The following is a 24,354-nucleotide window of genomic DNA, read 5'->3' on the forward strand; positions in this document are numbered from 1 at the left end:
TGTTCTCCTGCTACTATGAGTCGGCTTTACGCCGATAGGCAAGCGTATTTTCATGATTTATCTTTTCTAACGCTGGATGCGCCCAATTAAATACATCGCTAATGCTTAAAATTAATAAACCGCCAGGTGCTAGGTGGGTAACTAAAGTATCTAAAATTAAAGAATGTTTATCTAAATTAAAGTATATAAGGAAATTCTGGCACACAATAATATTCATTTTTCCTAAAGGAGCATTTTTTGCTTGTAGCACATTTAGCCTAGAAAAACATACTCGATTACGAACCATTAGTTTGGTTTGATAAAAGTCGTCATCTAACGGAATAAAATACTTAGTACGTAAATAGGAGGGAATGTTGGTCAGCCTGCTCTTATGATATATACCTTGCTTTCCCGTGGTGAGCGCAGAGTGGCTAATATCGGTAGCTGTGATTCCAAAAAATATATTTTTATTCGCCCGGGTATTTTTATCTATAATTATGGCAAGAGAATAGGCCTCTTCGCCAGTAGCGCAGGCCACGCTCCAAGCATGGATGCTGTGCTGTGTCTTACTGAGTGAGTATTGATTGGATAGCAAAAACTTTTCAATAAGGGATAAAGAGTCAGGATCCCGAAAGAAGCGCGTTTCATTGACGGTTAGACTATCAATGAGAACTCTCCATTCCATGCTGTTTTTATGTAATGATTTTAAGTAATTATAGTAGTGATGGAAATCATCGAAACCATGGACCCTCATCCGCATACGAAGGCGGGTTTCTAAAAAAGAATTTGGAATTGTATCCGTAAAAATACCAAATTCCTCTAAAATTTCTGCCCACATGGGATAATTTTTAGCGCTGAGATTCGGCTGCGGGTTAAGCTTCATCGTTAATCAATGATTATTTTGGAAGTTTAAATCCAGCTACTGATTCACGCATTTCATTGGCGTATTCAGAAAGGCGGCCGATAGAAGAGGCCGTCTCATTAGTGCCTTTAGAGGTTTGGTCAGTAATTTCTTGTATAACATTCATGGTATCGGAAATGCCTGCCGCCGCCGCCGCCTGTTGTTTCGCCGCACCGGAGATATTTTGAATAAGTTCTGCCAGATGGTGGGACACGCTCTCAATCTGGCCAAGAGCTCCTCCTGCATCTTGGGATAGTTTAGCGCCAGAAACCACTCCAGAAGTACTTTCTTCCATTGAGATAATAGCTTCGTGAGTATCGCTTTGAATAGTTTTGACGAGGGCATCAATCTGTTTAGTCGCGTTACTAGAACGCTCTGCTAAACGCTGAACTTCATCGGCTACCACAGCGAAACCTCGCCCAGCTTCTCCAGCCATTGCCGCTTGAATAGCTGCGTTTAGAGACAAAATATTGGTCTGTTCGGCAATATCGTTGATGAGTTCCACAATTTCGCCAATTTGCTGAGAGCTTTCACCTAGTCTCTTAATTCTTTTAGATGTTTCTTGAATCTGCTCACGGATATTGTCCATTCCTTCAATGGCATTTTTCACCGTTTCAGTGCCCTTGCCCGCGATTTCTACTGATTGTTTAGCAACCTCCGCTGACTTGGTTGCGTTATCTGAAACCTGTTCAATGGAAACTGCCATTTCATTAATGGCCGCGCCTACCGTTGTGATCTGTTGGGCCTGATGTTCGCTTGCATCAGCTAAATGCATGACCGTAGCTTGTGTTTCCTGGGCTGAGCTCGATACTTTGATGGCGGTATCATTGATATCTTGTACTAGGGTACGTAAGGCATCAATGGTGTAGTTAATGGAATCGGCAATGGCCCCTGTAATATCTTCAGTTACAGTTGCACTAACAGTAAGATCGCCATCAGCTAAATCGCCCATTTCGTCTAATAGTTTTAAAATTGCATCTTGATTATGAGAATTTTTTATTTCCAGGCCATCAAATTTTTGGCGTAATGTTTTTATAGGACGAGTAAATAATATTAATAACAGAATAAGCGTGCTTATCCCGATAGCGTAGCTGGTGACTAAGATAATTTGTAACTGGTTACGTGCATTTTGATAGGACTCGACTAGACCAGTAATTATTTGGAAAAGATTATCACTATGCTCAAATAAATTAGATATAGTGCTTTTTTGAGGAGTATCCAGCGTGTCTATAAGTTCCTTTTTTAATTGGGACCAGATAGGCTGTATTTTTTGTTGCGATTTTTCTATAGCAGTAGCTATAGAAGGTATATATATATCATTGCTATCAATTTCTTCTAACTTTTTATCAAAAGCAGAAATACCTTCATTTATTTTTTCTTTCTTGATTTTATTGTTTGCTGTTATAAAGAAAATAAAGACAGGAAATCTCTGAGTTAAGACTCGCATCTCTGAGCCTAGCTTTATATCGATATTAATCTTATTTATTTGCCATGTGGCATAGCTGATACCAACAATTGTAGTAAGTGCTAGTAATATCGTAATTACCGTCAGAAACAAATGCTTTCTTGCGGTTAGTGCAGAGAGATAAATATGATTGCGGATATTCATTCGCTTTTCTCCAGAACGGCGAGCCAGTTTAATTTCGCTATAATCAGAATTTATTTCCATTACTTTAATTAAGCCCTCATGGGCCCTCAATTTAGACGGTTGCTAGGAAAAAGCTCTCTTGTTCTATAAGCAGATGAAAATCAAATTCCAACCATATTTCTCTGTTCTGAACGAACCCTCTTTGAATATAGCGATTAAGGGGATCATTCGATGGAAGTTGCTGCCCGGTCCATTCTTCGTCTAAAAAATGTTTGAGTCCGAAAACCTCTTCTACCAGTAAGCCCGTAATGAGTTTTTTCTTGGTGACAACCAAAATCTTGCTTCTATGAGTCTGATTTGATGGGGTACCATAGATATAGGCGTGAAGATCTATAAGAGGTAATATATAGCCGCGGATATTTGCAATTCCTAGTACCCAAGGCTTAGCGCCGGGAACCCTCGCTATCGCAGGACAGGGAAAAACTTCACATACCTGGGTAAGGAGAGCAGCTAGTTTTTGGTTTCCAAGAAGAAAACCAAGGTTTGTCCATCTTTGGCGGATAGCAGTTTGCTGTGGTAGAGCAGCCCCATGCCGGCGGTTTTGAGCTTCGATACCGCGAAGTATGGAAAAAGGGTTATTCTTGTCCATGCTATGGTTGCTTAGGAATTGATTAGCATATTAATTTTATTAAATAATTCTTCCTTATCCACTGGCTTAGACAAATAGCCTTTAGCCCCTTGACGTAGCCCCCAAACTCGATCCGTTTCCTGATTTTTTGCCGATATGATTATTACAGGTATTTCAGCGGTTTCTGGATCACGCTTTAGCTTTCTTGTAGCTTGGAAGCCGTTAACCTGTGGCATTACAACATCCATTAAAATTAAATCAGGTTTTAATGTTTTGGCTTTGGTCATGCCTTCTAAGCCATTATTAGCAAAGGAAACAGTAAAACCTTTCTTTTCTAGCATTATCCTAAATGCATGAGTTTCTGTTGAGGAATCATCAACTACTAAGATATGTGCCATAGGGTGTTCCTGCATCTGGAAGGTTCTGGTTAATGTTGATTTTATTTTTTAGTCAAATATTAGTAGCTAATGTCAAAAACAATCATGAGTGACTGCAGTGGCTTGAAATAGCACCTAAGAGTTCTTCACGAGTAAAAGGTTTTGTTAGATATTGGTCACAACCCGCGATACGGCCACGTGCTCGGTCAAATAAACCATCTTTGCTAGAGAGCATAATAACTGGAGTATTTTTCAATGCAGAGTTGTTTTTTATCAAGGTGCAGGTTTGATAACCATCTAGCCTTGGCATCATAATATCTATAAATATGATGTCTGGGTGGTGTTGGTTTATTTTGGGAAGAGCCTCGAATCCATCTTCTGCTGTTACTACTTTGCAACCAAATTTTTTAAGTAAAGTTTCTGCTGTTTTACGAATAGTTTTACTATCGTCAACGACCATAACTTTAAGGCCATTAAATTCGATATTTTCCGCATTACTCACAGCAGGTATCTCCCAACTTTAATTATGTTCCATTCAAACAATACACTACTGATTGAGGAAGAGTTATTTATTAAAATCATAAAATTTACCCTGCGAGGGATAGTGCTAGACGTATCACCTGATTTTTATGCCTATGCAATCCCTGCGCTTGTACAAAAATTGCTAGAACATTAATCGACGGCTAGTCATTATTCTTTAATGCTGGGTTTCGATTATTTTAGTCATCAATAATTTGGATTGTATTTGAGATATATTCGGTTCTTAATAAAAGTTATATCGTGATAACTATAAGCAGGTATCTGATTATTAGAGATAAAAATTGATAGAATGCTTTATATATCAGATAGCACGGCAACATCACAACTTACAAGCGTATGTACAGCGAATTAGACATTAGACAGATGCCTCATTGTTATGGAGCCTTGTTAAATCTCTTGTTATCTTAGGTAAGAAGAGTGGCCCATTACAGTCATGTATGCTGTTTATGGATAGTTATAAGGCTTACCACGGAATAAAGGAAAGCATTATGGGAAAAACTAGGCTGGGACGTGAGAACCATCAATAGCATACCGAAGATAACCCAATCAGTACTAAGCGATTTTGTGATAGGAAACACAGATTTAGTACACTGAAAAAGTATCCTCGGTAACAATTTGATATACCTATAAAGAGGACCTCCTTGCAGAGGTAAAAGAATATTTACACTACGAACAAATAGCTGAGTTTATTGGAACGATTATACCTATGTGATCCTGCTAATGTTGCGGTAGTAGAGGAATTATTATCTATTTAAACGAGTATTGAGAAGAATGAGTCAGCATCTTGGAAAGAAAGGATTTATATTACTATCACAATAGAAAATATTAGCGGAACAGTTAGAACGAGGTATTTAGAAAAAACTTTGGTATACCTATGGTGAATTCAAACTCGGTTCCTTTACGTGTGGCTACTTTTGGTGTAGGCCAACATGTAAGAAAGCTGTTAGAGATGGCGTTTGCGGGGCCTGGCAAGGGAAACTATTTTTTAGTAGAAGAAACCGCTGCTGAAGTAGGTATTCTTGATTTGGATGGCCCTCGATGGAAGGCGTTATGGAAAAATTATAGATCTCGTTTCCCTAAACGCCCAACTCTTATCATGTCTATGCGCCCCACTGTTTTTCAGGACACTGTGGTTATCCCTAAGCCAGTGAGGTTAGAGATTTTATTGGCGGCTTTGGAAAAGCTTAGAGTAAATTGTAGATGCGGAGGGGAAGCGCCGAAATTATCTCTACAGCAACCGCTAAAATCACGCCCTGGGGTTGAAGTATCAAAGTCTTCTCAGATTGTCCCCTCTTCTATACTACCTAGCAGTACAGCATATCAACCTTTTATTTTTGGTGCTGCAGAGGCGATGGAGAGACGAGCGATCCATGAGTACTGCGGTAATGCGCCTGATCGCGATGTTACTGATCCTATTCAATTGGAAAAAATCTATTATGATTCTCACCGTTATCTTCAAGGCCATCTCCATAACGCGCTTATCAAAGCCCAAGCTATAGGAGGCGCTCGCATTACTACCAGTGGTTGGGGTGAAGTCATTATCTCGCTTGAGTCCAGCCAGATTATGCTTAAACTAAGTGATAGACAGCTTCGGCCGCTATGTGTGATGCCATTAGCTAAGGCAAATGTTGATATCAGCACGCTTACTCCACAAGAGGTGGAGGCGTTGTCCTCCCAGGTTGTTTATTCAGACTCATGGCAGCCTCTGCAGCCCTTACTATGGAAAGTCGCTTTGTGGACTTCGCGGGGACGGATTCCCCTGGATGTGCCTCTTGATCGTCCTGTATGCCTCAAGCACTGGCCTAATCTTACCCGGCTATTGCTGACACCCCACGCGATGCGTATTGCTGCGCTCTGGATGGTGCGGCCTTGTTCTTTAATGGGAACCGTCGCTGCTTTGCAGATACCCCAGCGTTATGTCTTTGCTTTTTTTAGTGCTGTCCATAGCTTGGGACTGGTAGCGCTAGAGCAGATTACGGTAAAGGAAGCGCCTTTATCAATCCCCGTCCCTCAGCATAAAGGTATCCTGGACAGAATCTTGAATCGATTACGTCAAAGTTAGCCATCCTCTATGATGATGTCAGAATTGAAATCTACCTGTTTTATAAAATTTAATGTCAAATCATAAGCTCATTTTTACTGGTCCCGTAGGGGTCGGCAAAACAACAGCGATTAGCGTGTTGAGTGATATTCCTACCGTCAGCACAGACGAGGTGGCTAGCGATATGACGCGACGAAAAGATCCTCGGACTACGGTAGCCATGGACTACGGGTTGATGAATGTATCGGAAACGGAAAGAATTCACCTCTATGGTACACCTGGCCAAGAACGATTTGACTTTATGTGGGATATTTTGACTGAAGGGGGGATTGGGTTGGTATTGCTGTTAGACAACAGCCGTACTAATCCCCTTCAGGATATACATTTTTTTCTTGGCGCTTTTCGAGAATTCATTTCTCGTACGGGTGTGGCAATCGGGGTATCACGAATGGATGTGCACTCCCAGCCCAAAATCAGTGATTATTATCAAGGATTGCAAGGATTTGCTACGAAACCGCCAATTCTTGAAGTAGATGCCCGTAACCGCAGGGATATTTCCTTGCTAATACAAATATTGCTTTATTCTTTAGATTCAGGATTGGCTAATTCAAATGGTTAGCTATCGAATTATTTATTCCCAATCAATATGTGTTACCAACGCCAGGGGGGCCTATTACGCCATCTCGAGTCCTGTAGTGGAGCCTGCCCGGGAGCTATTGTTTCGAGTTGTTTCAGGAAGGCAATACGCCTCCGCTAACCGCCGAGCAAGTGCAAGCCTGGGGAGAAGATGGGGCTGTAACTTTAGAGTTGATTTTTCGGGTGCAATCCTTGGCTTGGTTGCAAGGTATACCGCTTTCCCGTGAAGCCCCGACAGGGTCATTAGAAGGTGCCTTGCCAAATTTGTTAGCTAAATTATCTGGCAGTGGGAAGGCGCTGCTTTCCGACGATCAGGGATTCCATCTCGCAACCCATGATTATGGGCGCGAGGCTGCTGAAGAGTTATCTGCCCTGAGTGCTGATTTAAGTGCTTTGAATGAGCGCCATAAGGGCTTATTGCAAGGCTATTTAAAGCTACGCTCAAGGGGCTGGGGGCTGGGGGCTGGGGGTGTCGCTGGGACTAGTCAGGTAGGGTTTTGGTCCCTTTAGTATGGGAAAGCAGTTCTTTATGTTAATTATTGGGGATCGTCCCCGTTTTAATCAGCCGGCATTTACTGAGCTTATTTGGTTATTAGCGCGACGTTACTCTCACTGATGCGAATAATATTGTTGGGGAAGTTATAATCCGTATGCGTTAGCCTGAAGCACTAGGGTATCGAGGCTTGTTTACACCATTATCCTAGAAGAAAACATGTCGTCGCATCCGCCGCAATTTTGCTATTTTCATTTTGTCTCGCCGCTTCACTCTCAATCCGTTGCGCCATAATATCCATGCCTGCTTACAGTCTTGACAGGATATTACTGTATAGCGGAATCTGTGAACGTTGAATAGCCCTGTTCCTGAAAGAAGGTCAATGGTGATGGCTACGTTATTAAACTCTCCCACGCTAAACAGAAGGTGCCGGAAGGGATAGGCATGTTGCACAATTCCTTATCCCTTTCTGGCGGGTAATTGCTAAGATTTTCCGCAAACCATCAATGAACTGGCAAGCCAATATTCATAAGCTACCGGCCCTTCTCCAGGGGCGGCTTGAAAACGATTTGGCACGTTTTCAGGAAGCGTTAGAGCAGAAGGATCTGGAAGCGGTACTTAAAGTAAAAACACTTGAAACGCTTTATTTAGTTTGGGGAGCAAGTGAGTTTGTAGCAACCACCTGCATTCGTTGGCCTTCTTTGTTGTTGGATTTGCAAGGAAGCGGTGATCTCTTTCGTGCTTACGAACCAAATCATTATGCTAAAAACCTAGCTCAACAGCTCACTGATATTTCTACTGAAACGGAGCTGATGATTGCCTTACGGCGCTTTCGCCAGCGAGAGATGGTACGTATTATTTGGCGTGATTTGGCTGGCTGGGCCAGCCTTGATGAGGTTTTTAGGGAACTTTCACAACTGGCGGAGGCGTGTCTTAACCGCGCCTTGGCTTGTTTACACTATTGGCAAAGTGAGGCATTAGGCACTCCTTATGGAGCTGTCTCTGGTAAACCCCAATCCATGGTAGTGCTGGGTATGGGCAAATTGGGGGCGAGGGAACTTAACCTCTCCTCGGATATCGACCTTATTTTTGCCTATCCTGAGTCTGGGGAAACCCGCGGCGCGCAGCGGACCTTGAGCAACGAGGAATATTTCATTCGCCTAGCTCGACGCTTAATCCGGGTTCTTGATGAGCGCACGGAAGAGGGATTCGTGTTTCGGGTTGATATGCGTTTGCGCCCTGATGGGGACTCTGGTCCCCTGGTAACAAGTTTCACTGCCATGGAAAATTACTACCAAAATCAAGGCCGTGACTGGGAGCGGTATGCCATGATCAAAGCCCGAGTGGTGGCCGGTGACTGTCAGGCGGGAACGCATTTAATAGCGATGCTTCGGCCTTTCTCTTATCGTCGTTACCTAGATTTTGGCGCCATTGAGTCTTTGCGTGGTATGAAGGCGATGATCACTCAGGAACTGCGGCGGCAGGGAATCGAAGCTAATATAAAACTAGGCCCTGGAGGGATTCGCGAGATTGAATTTATTGGCCAATCTTTTCAGTTGATCCGTGGAGGACGTGAACCGGCTCTTCAGGAGCGGGGGATTCTGCGGGTGCTAGCGCTGTTAGCGGAGAGAGACCATCTACCCTACTATGCTAAAGAAGAATTATGCACCGCCTATATATTTTTGCGCCGGGTCGAGCATCGTCTCCAAGCTTACCGGGATGAACAAACTCACTATTTGCCAACTTCAGCAGAAGGGCGTGCTCGCTTGGCCTTTGCTATGGGTTACGGGGACTGGGGGGCATTTGCTAGCGCCCTTGAAGAGCATCGGCGCCGGGTGCAAGAGCATTTTGAGCAGTTATTTGCTGCGCCTCATATGGATATTACCGATCAGATGGCCCAGGAGAAGAGGCTTGCCGAAGTTTGGTCAGGGGGGGAGTTACAGGAGGCGAGTCTAGCGGTTTTAAGTGCGGCCGGGTACCGCGCCCCAGAAGAGGCAGTGCAGACACTGATGTATCTACGCCAATCTTATACGGTGCGCACTCTCAGCGCTCAGGCCCGAATTCGTCTTGATCAGTTGATGCCCCTGTTGCTAGGGGCGGTTGGCCGCGCCGAACATCCAGAGCAGTGTCTGCAGCGGGTAATAATATTATTGGAAACCGTGGCTCAGCGCACCGCTTATTTAGCTCTATTGGCAGAATATCCCATGGCCTTATCCCAGCTCGTGAAGCTATGCGCAGCCAGCCCCTTGATCGCCCGTCAACTGACCCGTTATCCCTTGCTATTGGATGAACTGCTGGATCCCCGTTCCCTGTATCGGGTGTTGGATTATGCTTCCTTAGCTGATGATCTGGAGCGGTCGCTAGGAACTATTCCAGAGGATGATTTGGAGCAACAAATGGAATTACTGCGCCACTTTTGCCAGCGCCAGACATTGCGCGTTGCGGCGGCTGATGTCACGGGGGTGTTGCCTCTGATGAAAGTAGGTGATCACTTAACTTATTTGGCGGAGGTAATCCTAAAAAAATGCCTGGAACTTAGTTGGCGGCATTTGACTCGCCGCCATGGCCGGCTTCCAAGCAGCACCGGAGAGCAACCGGAAGAGTCTGGCTTTGCCGTTATTGGCTATGGGAAGTTGGGAGGCTATGAGTTAGGCTATGGTTCCGATCTGGATCTGGTTTTTCTTCATAGCGCTAAACTGGGCGATCCTCCCACGGAGGGGAAAAAACCGCTTGACCCTGTGGTATTTTATAGTCGTTTAGGACAGCGTCTCATCCATATCTTACAAACGTCGACTCCTTCCGGAAAACTATATGAAGTTGATACTCGCCTGCGTCCAAGCGGTGCTTCCGGCTTCCTGGTTAGTGGCCTGGATGCCTATCGGGATTATCAGTGCGGGCAAGCTTGGACTTGGGAGCATCAAGCCTTGGTTCGGGCCCGCTTTGTAGCGGGTGACGCAAGGCTTGGCGCCGCCTTTACCGCTATGCGGCGGGAGATTTTGGGGCGGCGGCGAGATCCAGTAAAGCTACGGGAGGAGGTCCGCCAGATGCGGGCTAAGATGCGGAACCAACTGGATCGCAGCCAGCGGGGCTGGTTCGACCTTAAGCAGGGCAGGGGTGGTATTGCTGATATAGAATTTATGGTCCAATATGGTGTGCTTGCTTGGGCCCATGCTTATCCTCAGCTGCTAGAGTATCCGGACAATATTCGAATTCTGGAAGGTTTTGCTCAGGCGGGGCTATTGGCATCAGAAGAAAGCCTGCTGCTAGCGGATGCTTATCGTGCCTATCGGGCAGCGGCCAACCGGCTCAGTTTGCAGACCCATGAAGCCCGGGTGGAGGAGGGGCAATTTCGCCAGGAGCGTATTGCCGTTCAGCGGTTATGGTCGGCTTTACTAGAAGAATAATATGCCAAATAATTCCTTAGTGGACAATCAAGTAAGTAGGGGAGATGAGATTAAATGAGCACGATGGATGACCGCGACGGCATCATTTGGTTAGACGGCGAATTGGTGCCCTGGCGCGAAGCCCGAGTCCATGTACTAACCCATACCTTACATTATGGGATGGGGGTTTTTGAAGGGGTGCGCGCTTATAAAACCCCCCGGGGTACTGCTATCTTCCGGCTACGGGAACACACCGAGCGCTTGTTTCGTTCCGCCCATATTCTCAATATGACGATTCCTTATGATAAAGAAACCTTGAATCAGGTTCAGCGCCTGGTGGTGCGGAAAAATGGTTTGGAAACGGCTTATATTCGTCCCATGTGCTTTTATGGTTCCGAAGGTATGGGATTGCGGGCTGACAATCTCCAAGTCCATGTAATGATAGCGGCCTGGTCCTGGGGAACTTATCTAGGTGCTGAAAACATCGAAAGGGGAATTCGGGTGAAGACCTCTTCCTATACCCGGCACCATGTGAATATCACTATGTGTAAGGCCAAGGCCAACGGTAATTATCTGAACTCCATGCTGGCGCTGCAAGAAGCCTTAGCCTGCGGTTGCGACGAAGCCTTGTTATTGGACACGGAAGGATACGTGGCTGAAGGCAGCGGGGAAAATATCTTCATTATTCGCAACGGTGTGATCTACACACCCGATCTCACCTCAGCCTTGGAGGGAATTACTCGGGATACTATTTTTCAGTTAGCCCAGGAAATCGGGGTGCCTTTACGAGAGAAACGGATCACCCGGGATGAGGTCTATGTGGCGGATGAAGCTTTCTTTACTGGCACGGCAGCGGAAGTTACCCCTATCCGAGAGCTGGATGGGCGCAGGATTGGTGATGGTGTCCGCGGGCCTATTACGGACCGCCTCCAGAGCCTTTATTTTGATCAGGTGCATGGCCGCCGGGAGGCTTATCCAGAGTGGCTAACTCTGGTATTGGATTGAGCTTGAAGTGCTGATTGATTAAGCGAAGGGAGAACGATGGCGGGACATAGTAAATGGGCCAATATTCAATATCGTAAGGGTGCCCAGGATGCCAAGCGGGGTAAGCTGTTTACCCGGCTTATTCGCGAGATTACGGTGGCGGCGCGCCTTGAGGGTGGCGATCCCGCAACAAGCCCAAGGCTACGCACCGCCATTGACAAGGCTTTCGCTGCTAATATGCCTAAGGATAACATCGAGCGGGCTATCAAGCGGGGCACCGGCGATCTGGAAGGGGTGGCCTATGAAGAGGTCCGTTATGAAGGATACGGTCCCCATGGCGTAGCCGTGATGGTGGATTGTATGACCGATAATCGTAATCGCACCGTGGCTGAAATCCGCCACGTCTTTAGTAAATGGGGCGGAAATCTCGGTACGGATGGGTCGGTTGCCTATTTATTCAGCAAAAAAGGCATTATCAGCTATGCTAAGGAGAGCAATGAAGATGCCATCATGGAAGTTGCCATTGAAGGGGGCGCTGAGGATGTGGTGACCAACGAGGATAGCTCAATAGATGTGTTTACTGAGCCGGAGGAATTTTTGACGGTAAAGAAGGCTCTGGATAAGGCGGGTTTGAAGGCTGAGCAGGCAGAAATTACGCAACATGCGTCGACCAGCGTCTCATTGGCGCTGCTGGAGGATGCAAGGAAAATGCTGGATTTTCTGGATGCCCTGGAGGATCTGGATGACGTTCAGCAAGTCTATAGCAATGCTGATTTTTCCGAGGAAATTTTAGCGCAATTAGGATAGTTTCGGTTGTGGCCATCATTGAAAATGGCTGATTAGCCGGAGAAAATAGGTGCCGATTTTTAGTAAAGCTCTTCTTTTGGTAGAAAATTTCCTAACTTTATTATGGCGCGAATCCTCGGTATTGATCCTGGGTCCCGGATTACGGGCTACGGCTTGATTGAAACTAATAACAAAAAAACCATCTACATCGCTGCTGGTTGCATCCGTGCGGGAGGGGGAGGATTAGCGGAGCGATTGGGACAAATCTTCCAGGGAATTACCGAAATTATCCAAGATTATCATCCTGATGAAGTGGCGGTGGAGCAAGTTTTTATGCACCAAAATCCTAGCTCTGCCCTGAAGCTGGGGCAGGCCCGCGGGGCAGCGATCTGTGCCGCGGTCAATGCGGTGCTCCCTATTTTTGAATATACCCCATCCCAGGTTAAACAAGCCGTGGTGGGGCGTGGCGATGCGGCCAAATCTCAAGTCCAGTACATGGTACGTTTATTGCTTAAACTTCCTGCCGAACCGGTAACGGATGCCGCCGATGCCTTGGCCTGCGCCCTCTGCCATGAGCATGCAGGTCCACTTTTGGCTGGTTTGGCTGGGCAGGCAAGGGGCCGGCGGCGGGGGCGCTATTATCGATGATTGGTCGTTTGCGGGGCATTTTATTGGAAAAACGGGCTCCCTTTTTATTATTGGATGTACAAGGCGTAGGTTATGAACTCGAAGCCCCCTTGTCTACGTTCTATGTCCTTCCCGCCATGGGCGCTGAGGTGATCCTATACACTCATCTGGTCGTGCGGGACGATGCCCACCTGCTGTATGCTTTTGCTAGCGAAAAGGAGCGCGGGCTATTCCGGAGTCTAATTCGGGTTAATGGTGTGGGCGCTAAATTGGGATTAGGCATTCTTTCTGGCATCGAGGCCGAATCTTTTACCCGCTGTGTTCAGGAAGGAGATACGGTGAGCCTGACCCGATTGCCTGGCATAGGTAAAAAAACGGCAGAACGCCTCATTATAGAGATGCGGGATCGGCTGCTCGATAGGCCGGAGAGTAGAATAGCAGAGATGTGCTCCGATACGGTTGATGGGTCTGTCCCGGCGGGGACGGTGGCGGAAGCAGTCAGTGCTCTGGTGGCGCTGGGTTATAAGCCTAATGATGCTAGCCGGACAGTGCGCCGCCTCGATACCGAGGGATTGACCACGGAGGAAATCATCCGGCGGTCATTACAGCGGATGTTACAACCATGACTCTAAGCCGAGGTTTAGTTTCCCCCCAAGAATCTCGTGGGGAAAAAGCGGTCGAATTTTCACTACGTCCTTCCAAATTGGCTGATTATATAGGACAACCCCAGGTGCAAGAGCAGATGGAAGTTTTTATTCCTGCTGCCCGGGCCCGGCATGAAGCTCTTGACCACGTACTCATTTTTGGTCCCCCGGGACTGGGTAAGACCACGCTCTCCCACATTATTGCCAATGAGCTAGAGGTAAATTTACGGCAAACTTCGGGGCCGGTATTGGAACGGCCTGGTGATCTGGCCGCTTTACTCACTAATCTGGAGCCCCGGGATGTACTTTTCATTGATGAAATTCATCGTTTAAGCCCCGTGGTGGAGGAAGTGCTTTATCCGGCCATGGAGGATCGCCAGATTGATATTATGATTGGTGAAGGTCCAGCAGCGCGATCTATCAAATTAGATTTAGTGCCTTTTACCTTGGTGGGGGCGACCACCCGGGCGGGGTTGTTGACCTCTCCTCTGCGGGATCGCTTTGGTATCGTCCAGCGCCTAGAGTTTTATGCTGTGGATCATTTAGTTTTGATTGTGGAACGCACGGCCCGTATTCTTGGCATGACGATGGAAAAAGAGGGCGCCTTGGAAATTGCGCGCCGCTCCCGGGGAACACCACGGATTGCTAACCGTCTGCTGCGGCGAGTGCGGGATTACGCCGAAATCAAAGTAGATGGCCGGGTAACCCGCCAGGTAGCACAAAAGGCCCTGGATCTGTTAGACGTGGATAGCCATGGTTTTGATACCATGGACCGTAAGTTGCTGCTAGCAATGATTGAGAAATTCGATGGTGGTCCGGTGGGCGTGGATAGCTTAGCGGCTGCCATTGGCGAAGAGCGGGGTACTATCGAAGATGTGATAGAGCCTTTTTTACTTCAGCAGGGATTCATTATGCGTACGCCGCGGGGTCGAACGGCAACCCGTCATGCCTACCTTCATTTTGGTTTAAAACCGGCTGCGGAGGTGATAGCACAAGAAGTTTCTGATCTTTTTCCCAATGAATGAATTTGTATGGCCAGTGCGTGTTTATTACGAGGACACCGATAGTGGCGGTGTGGTTTATTATGCTAATTATCTCAAGTTTATGGAGCGGGCCCGTACCGAGTGGTTGCGCAGCCTAGGGTTCGAGCAGGATGTTTTGCTTAACCAACAAGGGGTGTTGTTTGTGGTACGTTCTTTGCGCTTAGATTATTTGCGGCCTGGACGCTTTAATGATTGGCTGCAGGTGCATAGTCATCTCCTAAAGCGTGGGCGCGCTAGTTTGACTTTTTCCCAGACGGTGCGGCGCGGGGAGGAAACGCTTCTCTGTCAGGCCGAAGTTAAAGTGGCCTGCCTAAATGCCCAAACCTTTCATCCTTGTCCCATTCCTAAATGGATACTTACGGAGATTAATTACTGGTGACTGTTGATCTCTCTCTTCTGGATTTAATTACAGGCGCCAGCTTTTTGGTGCAATTGGTGATATTGATATTGCTAATTATTTCCGTGATTGCTTGGACCCTTATTTTCCGTAAGCGAGGCGAGCTGAAGCAGGCCAGGGAGGAGGCCGATGAGTTCGAAGATCGTTTTTGGTCGGGGAAAGAACTTAATAACCTCTATGCCGAACTGGCTGCCCAACAAGAGCTCCCGCCTGGGGGTATGGAAGGTATTTTTCTTGCGGGGTTCGGGGAATTTGCCCGTTTGCGCAAACAGGTGGGTATAGAGCACCGAACGGTATTAGAGGGAACCCAGCGGGCGATGCGGGTTTCCCTGGCTCGGGAAATAGATAGGCTGGAGGCTTCGCTGCCGTTTTTAGCCACAGTTGGTTCCACTAGCCCCTATATCGGCTTGTTTGGCACTGTATGGGGCATTATGAATTCGTTCCGGGGTTTGGGCAATGCCCATCAGGCTACGTTAGCCATGGTGGCTCCAGGGATTGCCGAGGCGCTTATTGCCACCGCCATGGGGCTGTTTGCCGCTATTCCGGCGGTGATTGCCTACAATCGCTATGCTTATGAAGTGGAGCGCCTAGCTAACCGCTATGATACCTTTATAGAGGAATTCTCGACTATCCTTCAGCGCCAAATTCATACTGTTTAGCCCAGTCCCATGTATACTCTTCAGCAACGCAAGCGGCGCCGGCTCCTAGCGGAAATCAACGTGGTGCCCTACATTGATGTCATGCTGGTGTTATTAGTGATTTTCATGATCACGGCACCGATGCTGACTCAGGGAGTCAAGGTTGATCTACCCCAGGCAGCTTCCAAGCCGGTCAAGCCGCCAGAAGATGAGCCGCCCTTGCTGATCAATGTGGACGTTCAAGGGCGTTATTATATTAATGCAGGCAAAGCCCCAAGGCAGCCGGTGACGGCGGATAAGCTTTTAGAGGTGGTTACTTTGGTGCTGCGCCATAAGCCTGATACCCCTATTCTTATAGGAGGAGATCGCCAAGTTTCCTATGGCGCCGTGGTAAAAGTGATGGCCTTATTACAGCAAGCGGGCGCGCCCCATATTGGGCTAATCACGGAAACACCGTCCCGGCAGGAATCCCGCTAATTTATTATCCATGGAGAATTCGCCTAAGAAATGGATTGCCTTGGCGTTGGCCCTATTAGTTCATGTTATTTTCTTTATCGTATTGTTAATCAGCTTGGGTTGGGCACCTAAACCCGAGCCGGTCAATATTGACCCGGCGCGGATTGTCCAAGCCACCGTCGTGGATAAGGAGAAGGTATTAGCGGAAGCCGCCCAGCGGCGGCAAGCAGAACAGGATGCGCTAGCCCGACAGCGGGCCCTAGCGCAAAAGCGGGAAGCAGCCGAACGACAGCGGGCGGAAGCCCAGCGCCAGCAGCAGGCAAAGGTGGAACAGGCCAGGCAGGAAACCCGAGAACAACGGGCACTGGAGCGAAAACAGCAGGAGGAGCAAGCTCGGCTTAAACGACTTGAGGCGGAACGCAAGGCGAAGGAAGAGACGGCCCGCCGTCAGGCGGAAGCTGAGAAAAAGCGCGCTGAAGAGGAAAAACGCCAAGCCGAGGCCGAGAAGCGGCGTTTGGAGGAAGAGCGGCGCCAGGCTGAGGCAGCCAAACGAAAAGCGGAAGAAGAACGTAAAAAGGCTGAGGCGGCTAAACGCAAGGCGGAAGAGGAAGCGCGCAAAAAAGCGGAAGCCGATCGCCGCAAGGCAGAAAAAGCGCGCCGCGAGGAGGAACTTCAGGCTGGCATTAAGGCGGAACAACAAGCCGAGCAGATTGAATTGGCCAAACAGCGCTTTACGGATCAAGTAAAAATGCGAGTGGAGCGTTACTGGATTCGTCCTCCTGCTAGCCAGGATAGCCTAAAAGTCTCATTACAAGTGGAAATGCTACCCAGTGGCGAGGTACGCAATGTGAAAGTGACCGAGAGCAGTGGTGACCGGGCGTTTGATAGCTCGGCGCAGGCGGCAGTTTATAAAGCTGCCCCCTTGCCGGTACCTTCCGAATCGGCGGCAGCGGAGGAGCTGCGAGTTTTTAATTTTGACTTTAAGCCTGGTAGCTAATAATTATTTTATAGATTATGAAAGTTTGCTTTAAGATCTTGTGGTTGTGGATGTTGATGGTAGCAGCACAAAATGTTTCGGCGGTGCTCACCATTGAAATCACCGGTGGTACGGAAGCGGCGTTGCCTATCGCCATCGTTCCCTTCCAGAAGGAAGGAAAAGTTCCCCCCGAAGATGTGGCCGCCGTCATTGCCGCTGATTTGGCCCGCAGCGGGCGTTTTGCCCCCTTGCCAGAGGAAGATCTGATTGCCCGTCCTCACGCTGCTTCCGATATCCAATTCCAGGATTGGCGGCGACTGGGTTCGGAGGGTTTGGTGATCGGGAAGGTAAGTGCTTTAGGAGCGGACCGTTATGAAGTCAGCTTTCAATTGTTTGATATCTACAAGGCGGAGCAATTAGTAGGACGCCGCTACCAAGTTCCGGCGGCGGGGCTGCGCCATCTGGCCCATCAAATAGCTGATCTTATCTACGAGACCTTGACCGGTGAAAAAGGCTTTTTTACCACCCATATTGCCTTTGTCACCGTTTCCAGGGCTGCCCATGGGGCTAAACAATATGCCCTACAGGTGGCCGATGTGGATGGCCATAATCCCCATACTATTTTGCGCTCGAAGGAACCTATTTTATCACCGGCCTGGTCTCCTGATGGAACCCAGATCGCCTATGTATCCTTTGAACGTCGGCGCTCGGAAGTTTTCGTTCAGGAATTGCGCACGGGTCAGCGGCAATCCGTGGCTTCTTTTCCTGGGATTAACAGCGCCCCCGCTTGGTCTCCGGATGGGCGCAAGCTTGCTCTGGTCCTCTCCAAGGAAGGTAATCCGGAAATTTATATTCGTGATTTGGCGACCGACAGGCTCACCCGTCTTACCCATAATACTGCCATTGATACCGAGCCCGTTTGGGCGCCTGATGGAAAGAGTATTGTTTTCACCTCAGATCGGGGAGGGCAGCCTCAGCTTTATCAGGTTCCAGTTTCAGGCGGACAGGCGCAACGCCTAACCTTCGAGGGAGCCTATAATGCCTCGGCTTCGTTTGCGCCGAATGGCCGCCGCTTGGCCTTGATTCATGGGGATAAGGGACAATTCCATATTGCCGTATTGAATTTGCAAAGTAAGGAATTACAAGTTCTGACCCAGACTCGAATGGATGAATCACCAAGCTTTGCGCCCAATGGACGGATGATTCTTTACGCCACTTCGGGTCCTCAGGGAGGCGTATTAGCCGCCGTCTCCACCGATGGCCGAGTTCGCCAGCGTTTAGCGCAGCAAGGCGATGAAGTCCGGGAACCCGCTTGGTCCCCTTGAACTAAAATAGAACCTTTTAAGGAGCTCTAGCGATGCGTCTAGTCATTCCCTTTTTTCTGCTAGCGGGGATTTACGGGTTAGTGGGTTGTGCGGGTGGAACCGCCGCTACTCAAGGTGGGTCTCCAGGTGTTGTCGTGGAGGAACGAGGCGAGTCCCCCTATCCTGAAGGTGAAGCCTTGGAAGAGGAAAGCGCCACCACCTGGGGAATCGGCGAAGGAGCCGCCTATGAAGGCGATCCCTTGGCCGATCCTGCCAGCCCTCTGGCCAGCCGGGTAGTTTATTTTGAATTTGATAGCAGCGAGATCCAGCAAGATGATCGGCCCATTGTGGAAGCTCACGGCGGTTATCTGGCAAAACACCCTGATATCAAGATAATTCTGGAAGGCCATACTGATGAACGGGGTTCCCGAGAGTATAATTTGGCTTTAGGCGAACGGCGGGCCAATGCGGTGCGCAGCTTAATTCTTTTGATGGGAGCCTCGGAAGAGCAAGTTGAAGTGGTGAGTTATGGTGAGGAGAGGCCAGCAGTGGATGGCCAAGATGAAGGTGCCTGGCAGCTCAATCGCCGGGTCGAAATCCTTTACCCGGGAGAATAATGATGGCGTCGTGCCGAGGCCGTTGGTTATTGGCGGGGGTGCTGTGGTTCCCCCCGCTATCGGTGGTATCTGGGGCTGAAGGAGTTGAGGTGATTGACCCAGGCTCGTTGGAGCAGCGCCTGCAGCGGATAGAGCGTATCGTCGAAGGGCAGGGATTGTCTGAGTTATTATCGCAGATGACGCAGTTGGAAGCTAACGTACGGCGACTCCAGGGAGAGAGCGAGGAACTGCGGCATGAGATGGATAATCTCAAGCGACAGCAGCGGGAATTATACGTGGATTTGGACCAACGGTTACAAAAATTAAACACTTCCCGGGAAAGTTTATCCCCCGTCGTGCCCGCGGAGACGGCGGATGAAGTTGCAGAGGAAGTGCTTGTTGATTCTGGGGAGCAAGCTTACCAGGTTGCCTTGGGATTGCTTAAGGAAGGGCACTATGAAGAGGCAATTGCCGCATTCGATCAGTTTCTACAGCAGTACCCCGATAGTCGTTACCGGCCCAATGCTCAATACTGGCTGGGAGAAGCCCGGTACATGCTGGGTGACTTTAATGATGCTGTCGGCACTTTTCAGGCCCTGGTGGAACAATATCCGGAGAGCGCCAAGGTTCCCGATGCGATGCTCAAGCAAGGATTGGCTTATTATGAGTTAGCGCAATGGGAGCAAGCAAAAGCTCAATTCCAGGCGGTCATGACTCGTTATCCTGCTTCTACCGCAAGCCGCTTAGCCGAAGAGCGTCTCGAAAAAATGAAGCGGGAAGATCATCCTTGACTGAATTCAGTATGATGGGAGCCTGTCCTCTGGAGGGGGCTCTATGGTAGCTGAAGTGGAAAGTCGGCCCAAAGGAATGTGACGCTAAAAAAGGTTACCGGCACACAAGATTGAGCTAAGAGCTAGGGTGATGCCGGGCTGAATATTTAGACAAACCGTGTCTCTTTGGATGTCATTGCTATAACAAGCTGCTGAAGTACTTCTCTAGATTTGAAAATAGTGGAGTAAGCCAGCGGACGTATTTGCTTGCGTGAGCGATCTCCGCAGGCAGGAACGTAGAACATGCGTAAGGGTCGTATAAGACCGCTCCGGCGACAATGAGGTTGGCGGCGCAAGTAAGACTAGATTTTTATGAACGGTTATCATGAAACGTCTGCGTATTACCGAAATTTTTTACTCTCTGCAGGGAGAAGCCCGTAGCGTTGGGTGGCCCACGGCATTCGTGCGATTAACCGGTTGCCCCCTCCGTTGTCATTACTGCGACACTGAATATGCCTTCCAAGGAGGAAACTGGATGGCGTTGGACCGAATTCTCGACGTCGTTGCAGAATTTGGGGTTCGTCACGTCACCGTGACTGGCGGCGAGCCTCTAGTCCAATCGGCCTGCCTAGAACTTCTAACCCGGCTCTGCGACGCCGGGTATGAGGTTTCTTTGGAAACGAGTGGAGCCTTGGATATCTCGGCTATTGATTGCCGTGTGGTCAAGGTCATGGATTGGAAAACGCCCGGTTCAGGGGAAGAAGCCCGTAATCTTTATACTAATCTTGCGCATCTCTCTTCCCAGGATCAGGTAAAGTTGGTACTTTGCAACCGCCATGATTATGATTGGGCCAAGGCAGTCCTTGATCGTCATCGTTTGACTGAGTATTGTGATGTTTTGTTTTCCCCCAGCCACGAGCAATTGAGTCCTACTGATCTGGCTGACTGGATACTGGCAGATCGCTTGCCCGTGAGGATGCAGATTCAGCTGCATAAATACCTTTGGGGGGAGGAACCTGGACGATGACTGCTCCCAAAGCGGTAGTGTTAGTCTCTGGTGGCCTAGATTCAGCCACGGTGCTAGCCATCGCCCGGGAACAGGCGTTTATTTGCCACACCCTAAGTTTTAATTATGGCCAGCGGCATAGCGTTGAACTCCAGGCGGCTGCCGAGATTTCCCGTCAGATGGGAGCAGTAGAGCACAAGTGCATCACCATCGATTTGGGAGGATTCGGGGGATCGGCGCTGACGGACCCTAGCATGGCCGTACCGGAGGCATCCACCGGAACCATACCCATTACCTACGTACCTGCGCGGAATACGGTTTTTTTATCGTTTGCCTTGGGCTGGGCCGAAGTATTGGGGGCCCAAGATATCTTCATCGGCGTCAATGCGGTGGATTATTCGGGTTATCCTGATTGCCGTCCGGCATTTATTAAGGCTTTTGAGCAGTTGGCTAAGCTTGCTACTTGCGCTGGCCTGGAGGGGCGGTCTTTTCGCATTCAAGCTCCGCTTCTTCCTCTATCCAAGGCGGATATTATCCGGGAAGGGATGCGCCTGGGAGTTAATTATTCTCGCACGATTTCCTGTTATCAAGCGGATGAGAATGGGCGGGCCTGCGGGGTTTGTGATTCTTGTCGGCTCCGCAAGCAGGGCTTTTGGGATGCGGGTGTGCCTGATCCTACCCATTATCATTAAAGATCTTTAAGATTTTCGCTAACTCAGGTAAAATTGCCTCCTTATCTTACTGCAGGGGCCGTTAGCTCAGTTGGTAGAGCACCGGACTTTTAATCCGTGTGTCGGAGGTTCGAATCCTCCACGGCCCACCAAATAAATCAGTACCCTTTCTTCCAATCCGCCTATTATTCTCCTATTTTTTATACTGAAGTACTCTATTTGCTCAAATATTAAAGATACCGGAAGCCTTCCCGCAATCCTTTTTTCTTAGCGCCCATCAACGACGGTAAGCTTATCCTATCGTTGGACGATTAATAGGTAAGCGGGACATTAAAGAGTACCTCCCTTCGGGTATTATTCATCCCAAATATAAATTGCTTGAGGTTAAAGAAAGCCGGTTTTTGTAGCGGATGATAAGATTAATGATAGCTAAAAGATTGTATTAGCCCAAAACCGAGTTTCTTATTTAGGTTTTCATACGAATAGTCGAGAAGATGCGACCAGTAATCGTGATATCCAGCTACTTCCTTTCTTGTGGGGGGCTAATTTTGGCATTGGCCTATTCAACTGTAGCGGCGGCTGCCTACACACTGACATTAGAGGATGTGCTGGCGTTGGCGCAAGGCAATCCGACTATTCTCGCTGCCCAAGCCCAGCAGGATGCTGCTTCTGCGGCACTAAAGACAGCGCGCGCCTATCCTAATCCTGAAGCCCAATTAATGGCGGGACCTTCTACACCGCTCGCGCCAGAAACTCCTGGCGGCCTCAGCGCTTTTGCGCAGATTGCCCAGCCTATTGAACTTCCCAGTGTTCGCTCATCCCGGGCGCGTGGTGCAATAGCTGGGCTTGAGACGGCGCAGGCGGCTGCGTTTAACGTAAGCCTTGCTATCATAGCCCAAGCGAAGCAGGCTTTTTATGAAATTCTGCGGCGGCAGAATGAGGCGGAGGTTGCTGTACAAAATCAGGCTTTGCTAGAGCAAATTCGGGATCGGGTAAAATTGCGGGTAGAGACGGGTGAAGCTCCTCGTTATGAATTTGTTAAGGCTGAAGCGGAAGTTCTGAGCGCTATTAAAAACCGTGAACGGGCACAATTACAGATTAATAGCGCCAAATCCATGTTGCGGGCACTGATCGGGGCAAGCTTACCCATGGATTTTGAAGCCGAAGGCGAGTTGGCGGTGCCCAAGGACCTTCCCTCTGTTGAGGAGCTTCGTAGTCTGGTGCTTACGCGCCATCCTGCGATCGTTCAAATTCAGGGCCAGATGCGGCAAGCGCGAGCGGAGCTAAGGCTTGAACAAAATCTTAGATATCCCCAACCTACCTTCATGGCAAGCTTTCAGCGGGCTCCGGATCTGGATCAGTGGCTTTTCGGATTCGCTATTCCACTGCCCCTATGGAACCAGCGTCAGGGACCCATCGCGGCAGCCGCCGCCGAGCTCAAACAGAGCGAGGCCGCTGCGGAGCAGCAGCGCTTGGTTTTATTGCGGGAGGTTGAAGTCGCGCACACCCGTTACCGGATTGCAGCCCGGCAGGAGGAAGCTTTTGAGACGGGTTTGCTTAAGGAAGCGAAGTATGCCCTCAAGGTTGCTGAAACTGCTTACCGCCAAGGAGCGCGGGGTATCCTGGATTACCTGGATGCCCAGCGTATTTACCAAACCGTTCGCCAAGACTATATTAATGCCCGCTTTGATAAGCAGATGGCTTATATCGAGATTGAACGCCTACTTGCCAGTGACTTATGAACTTTAATGCAATGCACGTGTTTGTCCTTGCCCTCGTCTTCAGTCTCGTGCTGTTTCCTTCTTGTTTGGTTGCTGAAGGACAGGAGGGCCCTTCTCCTGATAGCGCTAACACTATCGAGGTCTCTGATATACTGGCCCAACAGATTAAGGTTAGGCCGGTGGGACACGGACGCGTGCGTGATACGCTGCGTTTGCCTGGTCGGGTCCAGCTTGATGAACAGCGCCTAGCGCGTATTGGTGCTTCCGTTACCGGTCGGATCACCGCCCTGTACGCTATTTTGGGCCAGGAAGTGCAGCGGGGCGATATCCTTGCCGAGCTTAACAGCACCGAACTTGGAGCGGCGCAGGCCGCCTACCTTAAAGCTGCCTCCCAAGTCAGTTTGCGTAAATTAGCGGTTAGCCGCGCCCAGCGCCTGTTGGCTGGGGATGTTATTGGTTCCGCCGAACTCCAGGAGCGGGAAGGTGAGCTCGTCGCAGCCCAGGTGGAAATGCAGGCAGGAGCTGATCAGCTCCGAGTGCTAGGAATGACCGATGGCGATATCAAACAGCTTACCCGTAATCGGCAAATTGATTCTCACTCGCATATTACCGCGACCCTAAACGGGGTTGTGATTGGGCGGCGTATCAGTCTTGGACAAGTCGTGCAACCTTCGGATACGCTTTATACGATTGCCGATCTTTCTCATGTATGGTTAGTGGCCGAAATCCCGGAAAACCAAGCTTACTTGGTGCGGGAGGGTCAGGAAGCAGAAGTGGAGATCCCGGCTCTACCTGGCCCCTCCGCCAGGGGTCAGCTTATTTATGTTGCTGATGTGGTAGACCCGAATACGCGCACGGTTACGGTGCGAATGGATGTTCCTAATCCCCAACGACAAATTAGACCCAATATGCTGGCCTCGATAGTGATTCATACTCGGGCCACGCCTGAACTCGTGGTTCCAGCTCAAGCCATCGTGCGCCAAGGTAGGGAGGATTTCGTGTTCGTGCAGAATGATCCCCGGCACTTCACGCTCCGTCCCGTTAAGTTAGGCCCTAATGGAGGCGAATTTCGGGGGGTAGTAAGTGGATTAACCGTCGGTGAACCTATTGTAGTGGAAGGGGCTTTTCACTTAAATAACGAGCGCTTGCGCCGCAATTTGGATTAGTCA

The 24,354-nt window shown here is 49.0% G+C and carries 25 protein-coding genes and 1 tRNA gene; 21 read left to right on the forward strand and 5 right to left on the reverse strand.

All coding sequences use genetic code 11. The features are described from left to right. Nucleotides 1-13: 13 nt before the first annotated feature. The 5 genes from NWAT_RS00545 to NWAT_RS00565 form a co-directional block, all read right to left on the reverse strand. Nucleotides 14-862, reverse strand: coding sequence for a CheR family methyltransferase (locus NWAT_RS00545; protein ID WP_013219206.1), 849 nt, complete (start codon nt 860-862; stop codon nt 14-16). A 13-nt stretch (nt 863-875) separates the two neighbouring features. After that, a complete protein-coding gene (locus NWAT_RS00550; protein WP_013219207.1) occupies nt 876-2,549 on the reverse strand; it encodes a methyl-accepting chemotaxis protein in 1,674 nt (557 codons plus the stop codon). Between the two features lie 31 nt (nt 2,550-2,580). Further along, entirely contained in the window at nt 2,581-3,117 is a 537-nt protein-coding gene (locus NWAT_RS00555; RefSeq protein WP_013219208.1) for a chemotaxis protein CheW, read from the reverse strand. 11 nt (nt 3,118-3,128) lie between these two features. Then, nucleotides 3,129-3,494 carry a response regulator gene (locus NWAT_RS00560; protein ID WP_013219209.1) on the reverse strand — a complete coding sequence of 122 codons (366 nt, stop codon included), beginning with the start codon at nt 3,492-3,494 and terminating at the stop codon, nt 3,129-3,131. An 82-nt stretch (nt 3,495-3,576) separates the two neighbouring features. Further along, the gene (locus NWAT_RS00565) at nt 3,577-3,933 is read right to left on the reverse strand and encodes a response regulator (protein WP_049773035.1); all 357 of its coding nucleotides are present in this window, start codon (nt 3,931-3,933) and stop codon (nt 3,577-3,579) included. Nucleotides 3,934-4,887: 954 nt separating this feature from the next. Here NWAT_RS00565 and NWAT_RS00570 point away from each other — a divergent pair. The 21 genes from NWAT_RS00570 to NWAT_RS00670 all read left to right on the forward strand — a co-directional run bounded on the left by NWAT_RS00570 (nt 4,888) and on the right by NWAT_RS00670 (nt 24,351). Then, nucleotides 4,888-6,075, forward strand: coding sequence for a hypothetical protein (locus NWAT_RS00570; protein ID WP_013219212.1), 1,188 nt, complete (start codon nt 4,888-4,890; stop codon nt 6,073-6,075). 52 nt (nt 6,076-6,127) lie between these two features. After that, nucleotides 6,128-6,673 carry a GTP-binding protein gene (locus tag NWAT_RS00575; protein WP_013219213.1) on the forward strand — a complete coding sequence of 182 codons (546 nt, stop codon included), beginning with the start codon at nt 6,128-6,130 and terminating at the stop codon, nt 6,671-6,673. A gap of 107 nt (nt 6,674-6,780) precedes the next feature. Next, nucleotides 6,781-7,200, forward strand: coding sequence for a hypothetical protein (locus NWAT_RS00580; protein ID WP_232420168.1), 420 nt, complete (start codon nt 6,781-6,783; stop codon nt 7,198-7,200). A 489-nt stretch (nt 7,201-7,689) separates the two neighbouring features. Continuing rightward, nucleotides 7,690-10,587, forward strand: a complete 2,898-nt coding sequence (glnE, locus tag NWAT_RS00585; RefSeq protein ID WP_013219214.1) for a bifunctional [glutamate--ammonia ligase]-adenylyl-L-tyrosine phosphorylase/[glutamate--ammonia-ligase] adenylyltransferase — start codon at nt 7,690-7,692, stop codon at nt 10,585-10,587. Between the two features lie 54 nt (nt 10,588-10,641). Further along, the gene (locus NWAT_RS00590; RefSeq protein WP_013219215.1) at nt 10,642-11,571 is read left to right on the forward strand and encodes a branched-chain amino acid transaminase; all 930 of its coding nucleotides are present in this window, start codon (nt 10,642-10,644) and stop codon (nt 11,569-11,571) included. Nucleotides 11,572-11,607: 36 nt separating this feature from the next. Beyond that, nucleotides 11,608-12,357: a YebC/PmpR family DNA-binding transcriptional regulator gene (locus NWAT_RS00595; protein ID WP_013219216.1), complete on the forward strand. Its 750-nt coding sequence runs from the start codon at nt 11,608-11,610 to the stop codon at nt 12,355-12,357. A gap of 102 nt (nt 12,358-12,459) precedes the next feature. Further along, nucleotides 12,460-12,984 (forward strand): crossover junction endodeoxyribonuclease RuvC, encoded by a 525-nt coding sequence (gene ruvC / locus NWAT_RS00600; protein WP_013219217.1) that lies wholly within the window; start codon nt 12,460-12,462, stop codon nt 12,982-12,984. Further along, entirely contained in the window at nt 12,981-13,589 is a 609-nt protein-coding gene (gene ruvA / locus NWAT_RS00605; RefSeq protein ID WP_013219218.1) for a Holliday junction branch migration protein RuvA, read from the forward strand. The genes ruvC and ruvA overlap by 4 nt, the downstream gene beginning before the upstream one ends. Beyond that, nucleotides 13,586-14,632, forward strand: coding sequence for a Holliday junction branch migration DNA helicase RuvB (ruvB, locus tag NWAT_RS00610; RefSeq protein ID WP_013219219.1), 1,047 nt, complete (start codon nt 13,586-13,588; stop codon nt 14,630-14,632). Before ruvA ends, ruvB begins: the two co-directional genes overlap by 4 nt. Next, entirely contained in the window at nt 14,625-15,029 is a 405-nt protein-coding gene (ybgC, locus tag NWAT_RS00615; RefSeq protein WP_013219220.1) for a tol-pal system-associated acyl-CoA thioesterase, read from the forward strand. The genes ruvB and ybgC overlap by 8 nt, the downstream gene beginning before the upstream one ends. Further along, nucleotides 15,026-15,706, forward strand: coding sequence for a protein TolQ (tolQ, locus tag NWAT_RS00620; RefSeq protein WP_013219221.1), 681 nt, complete (start codon nt 15,026-15,028; stop codon nt 15,704-15,706). The genes ybgC and tolQ overlap by 4 nt, the downstream gene beginning before the upstream one ends. 9 nt (nt 15,707-15,715) lie before the next feature. Further along, a complete protein-coding gene (gene tolR, locus NWAT_RS00625; protein WP_013219222.1) occupies nt 15,716-16,162 on the forward strand; it encodes a protein TolR in 447 nt (148 codons plus the stop codon). 10 nt (nt 16,163-16,172) lie between these two features. After that, nucleotides 16,173-17,138 (forward strand): cell envelope integrity protein TolA, encoded by a 966-nt coding sequence (gene tolA, locus NWAT_RS00630; RefSeq protein WP_013219223.1) that lies wholly within the window; start codon nt 16,173-16,175, stop codon nt 17,136-17,138. A 56-nt stretch (nt 17,139-17,194) separates the two neighbouring features. Then, nucleotides 17,195-18,442, forward strand: coding sequence for a Tol-Pal system beta propeller repeat protein TolB (gene tolB, locus NWAT_RS00635; protein ID WP_232420169.1), 1,248 nt, complete (start codon nt 17,195-17,197; stop codon nt 18,440-18,442). Nucleotides 18,443-18,474: 32 nt separating this feature from the next. Continuing rightward, a complete protein-coding gene (gene pal / locus NWAT_RS00640; RefSeq protein WP_013219225.1) occupies nt 18,475-19,038 on the forward strand; it encodes a peptidoglycan-associated lipoprotein Pal in 564 nt (187 codons plus the stop codon). Continuing rightward, a complete protein-coding gene (gene ybgF / locus NWAT_RS00645; RefSeq protein WP_232420170.1) occupies nt 19,038-19,808 on the forward strand; it encodes a tol-pal system protein YbgF in 771 nt (256 codons plus the stop codon). The genes pal and ybgF overlap by 1 nt, the downstream gene beginning before the upstream one ends. A 364-nt stretch (nt 19,809-20,172) precedes the next feature. Next, nucleotides 20,173-20,814 (forward strand): 7-carboxy-7-deazaguanine synthase QueE, encoded by a 642-nt coding sequence (gene queE / locus NWAT_RS00650; protein WP_013219227.1) that lies wholly within the window; start codon nt 20,173-20,175, stop codon nt 20,812-20,814. Beyond that, nucleotides 20,811-21,485, forward strand: coding sequence for a 7-cyano-7-deazaguanine synthase QueC (gene queC, locus NWAT_RS00655; protein WP_013219228.1), 675 nt, complete (start codon nt 20,811-20,813; stop codon nt 21,483-21,485). Before queE ends, queC begins: the two co-directional genes overlap by 4 nt. A 55-nt stretch (nt 21,486-21,540) precedes the next feature. Next, nucleotides 21,541-21,616: transfer RNA gene (locus NWAT_RS00660), tRNA-Lys, on the forward strand. Between the two features lie 402 nt (nt 21,617-22,018). After that, nucleotides 22,019-23,206 carry a TolC family protein gene (locus NWAT_RS00665; RefSeq protein WP_232420171.1) on the forward strand — a complete coding sequence of 396 codons (1,188 nt, stop codon included), beginning with the start codon at nt 22,019-22,021 and terminating at the stop codon, nt 23,204-23,206. Further along, on the forward strand, nt 23,203-24,351 hold the full coding sequence (locus NWAT_RS00670; protein WP_013219230.1) for an efflux RND transporter periplasmic adaptor subunit: 1,149 nt from the start codon (nt 23,203-23,205) through the stop codon (nt 24,349-24,351). Before NWAT_RS00665 ends, NWAT_RS00670 begins: the two co-directional genes overlap by 4 nt. Nucleotides 24,352-24,354 lie beyond the last annotated feature (3 nt).

This window comes from Nitrosococcus watsonii C-113 (assembly GCF_000143085.1).
Lineage (GTDB): Bacteria > Pseudomonadota > Gammaproteobacteria > Nitrosococcales > Nitrosococcaceae > Nitrosococcus > Nitrosococcus watsonii.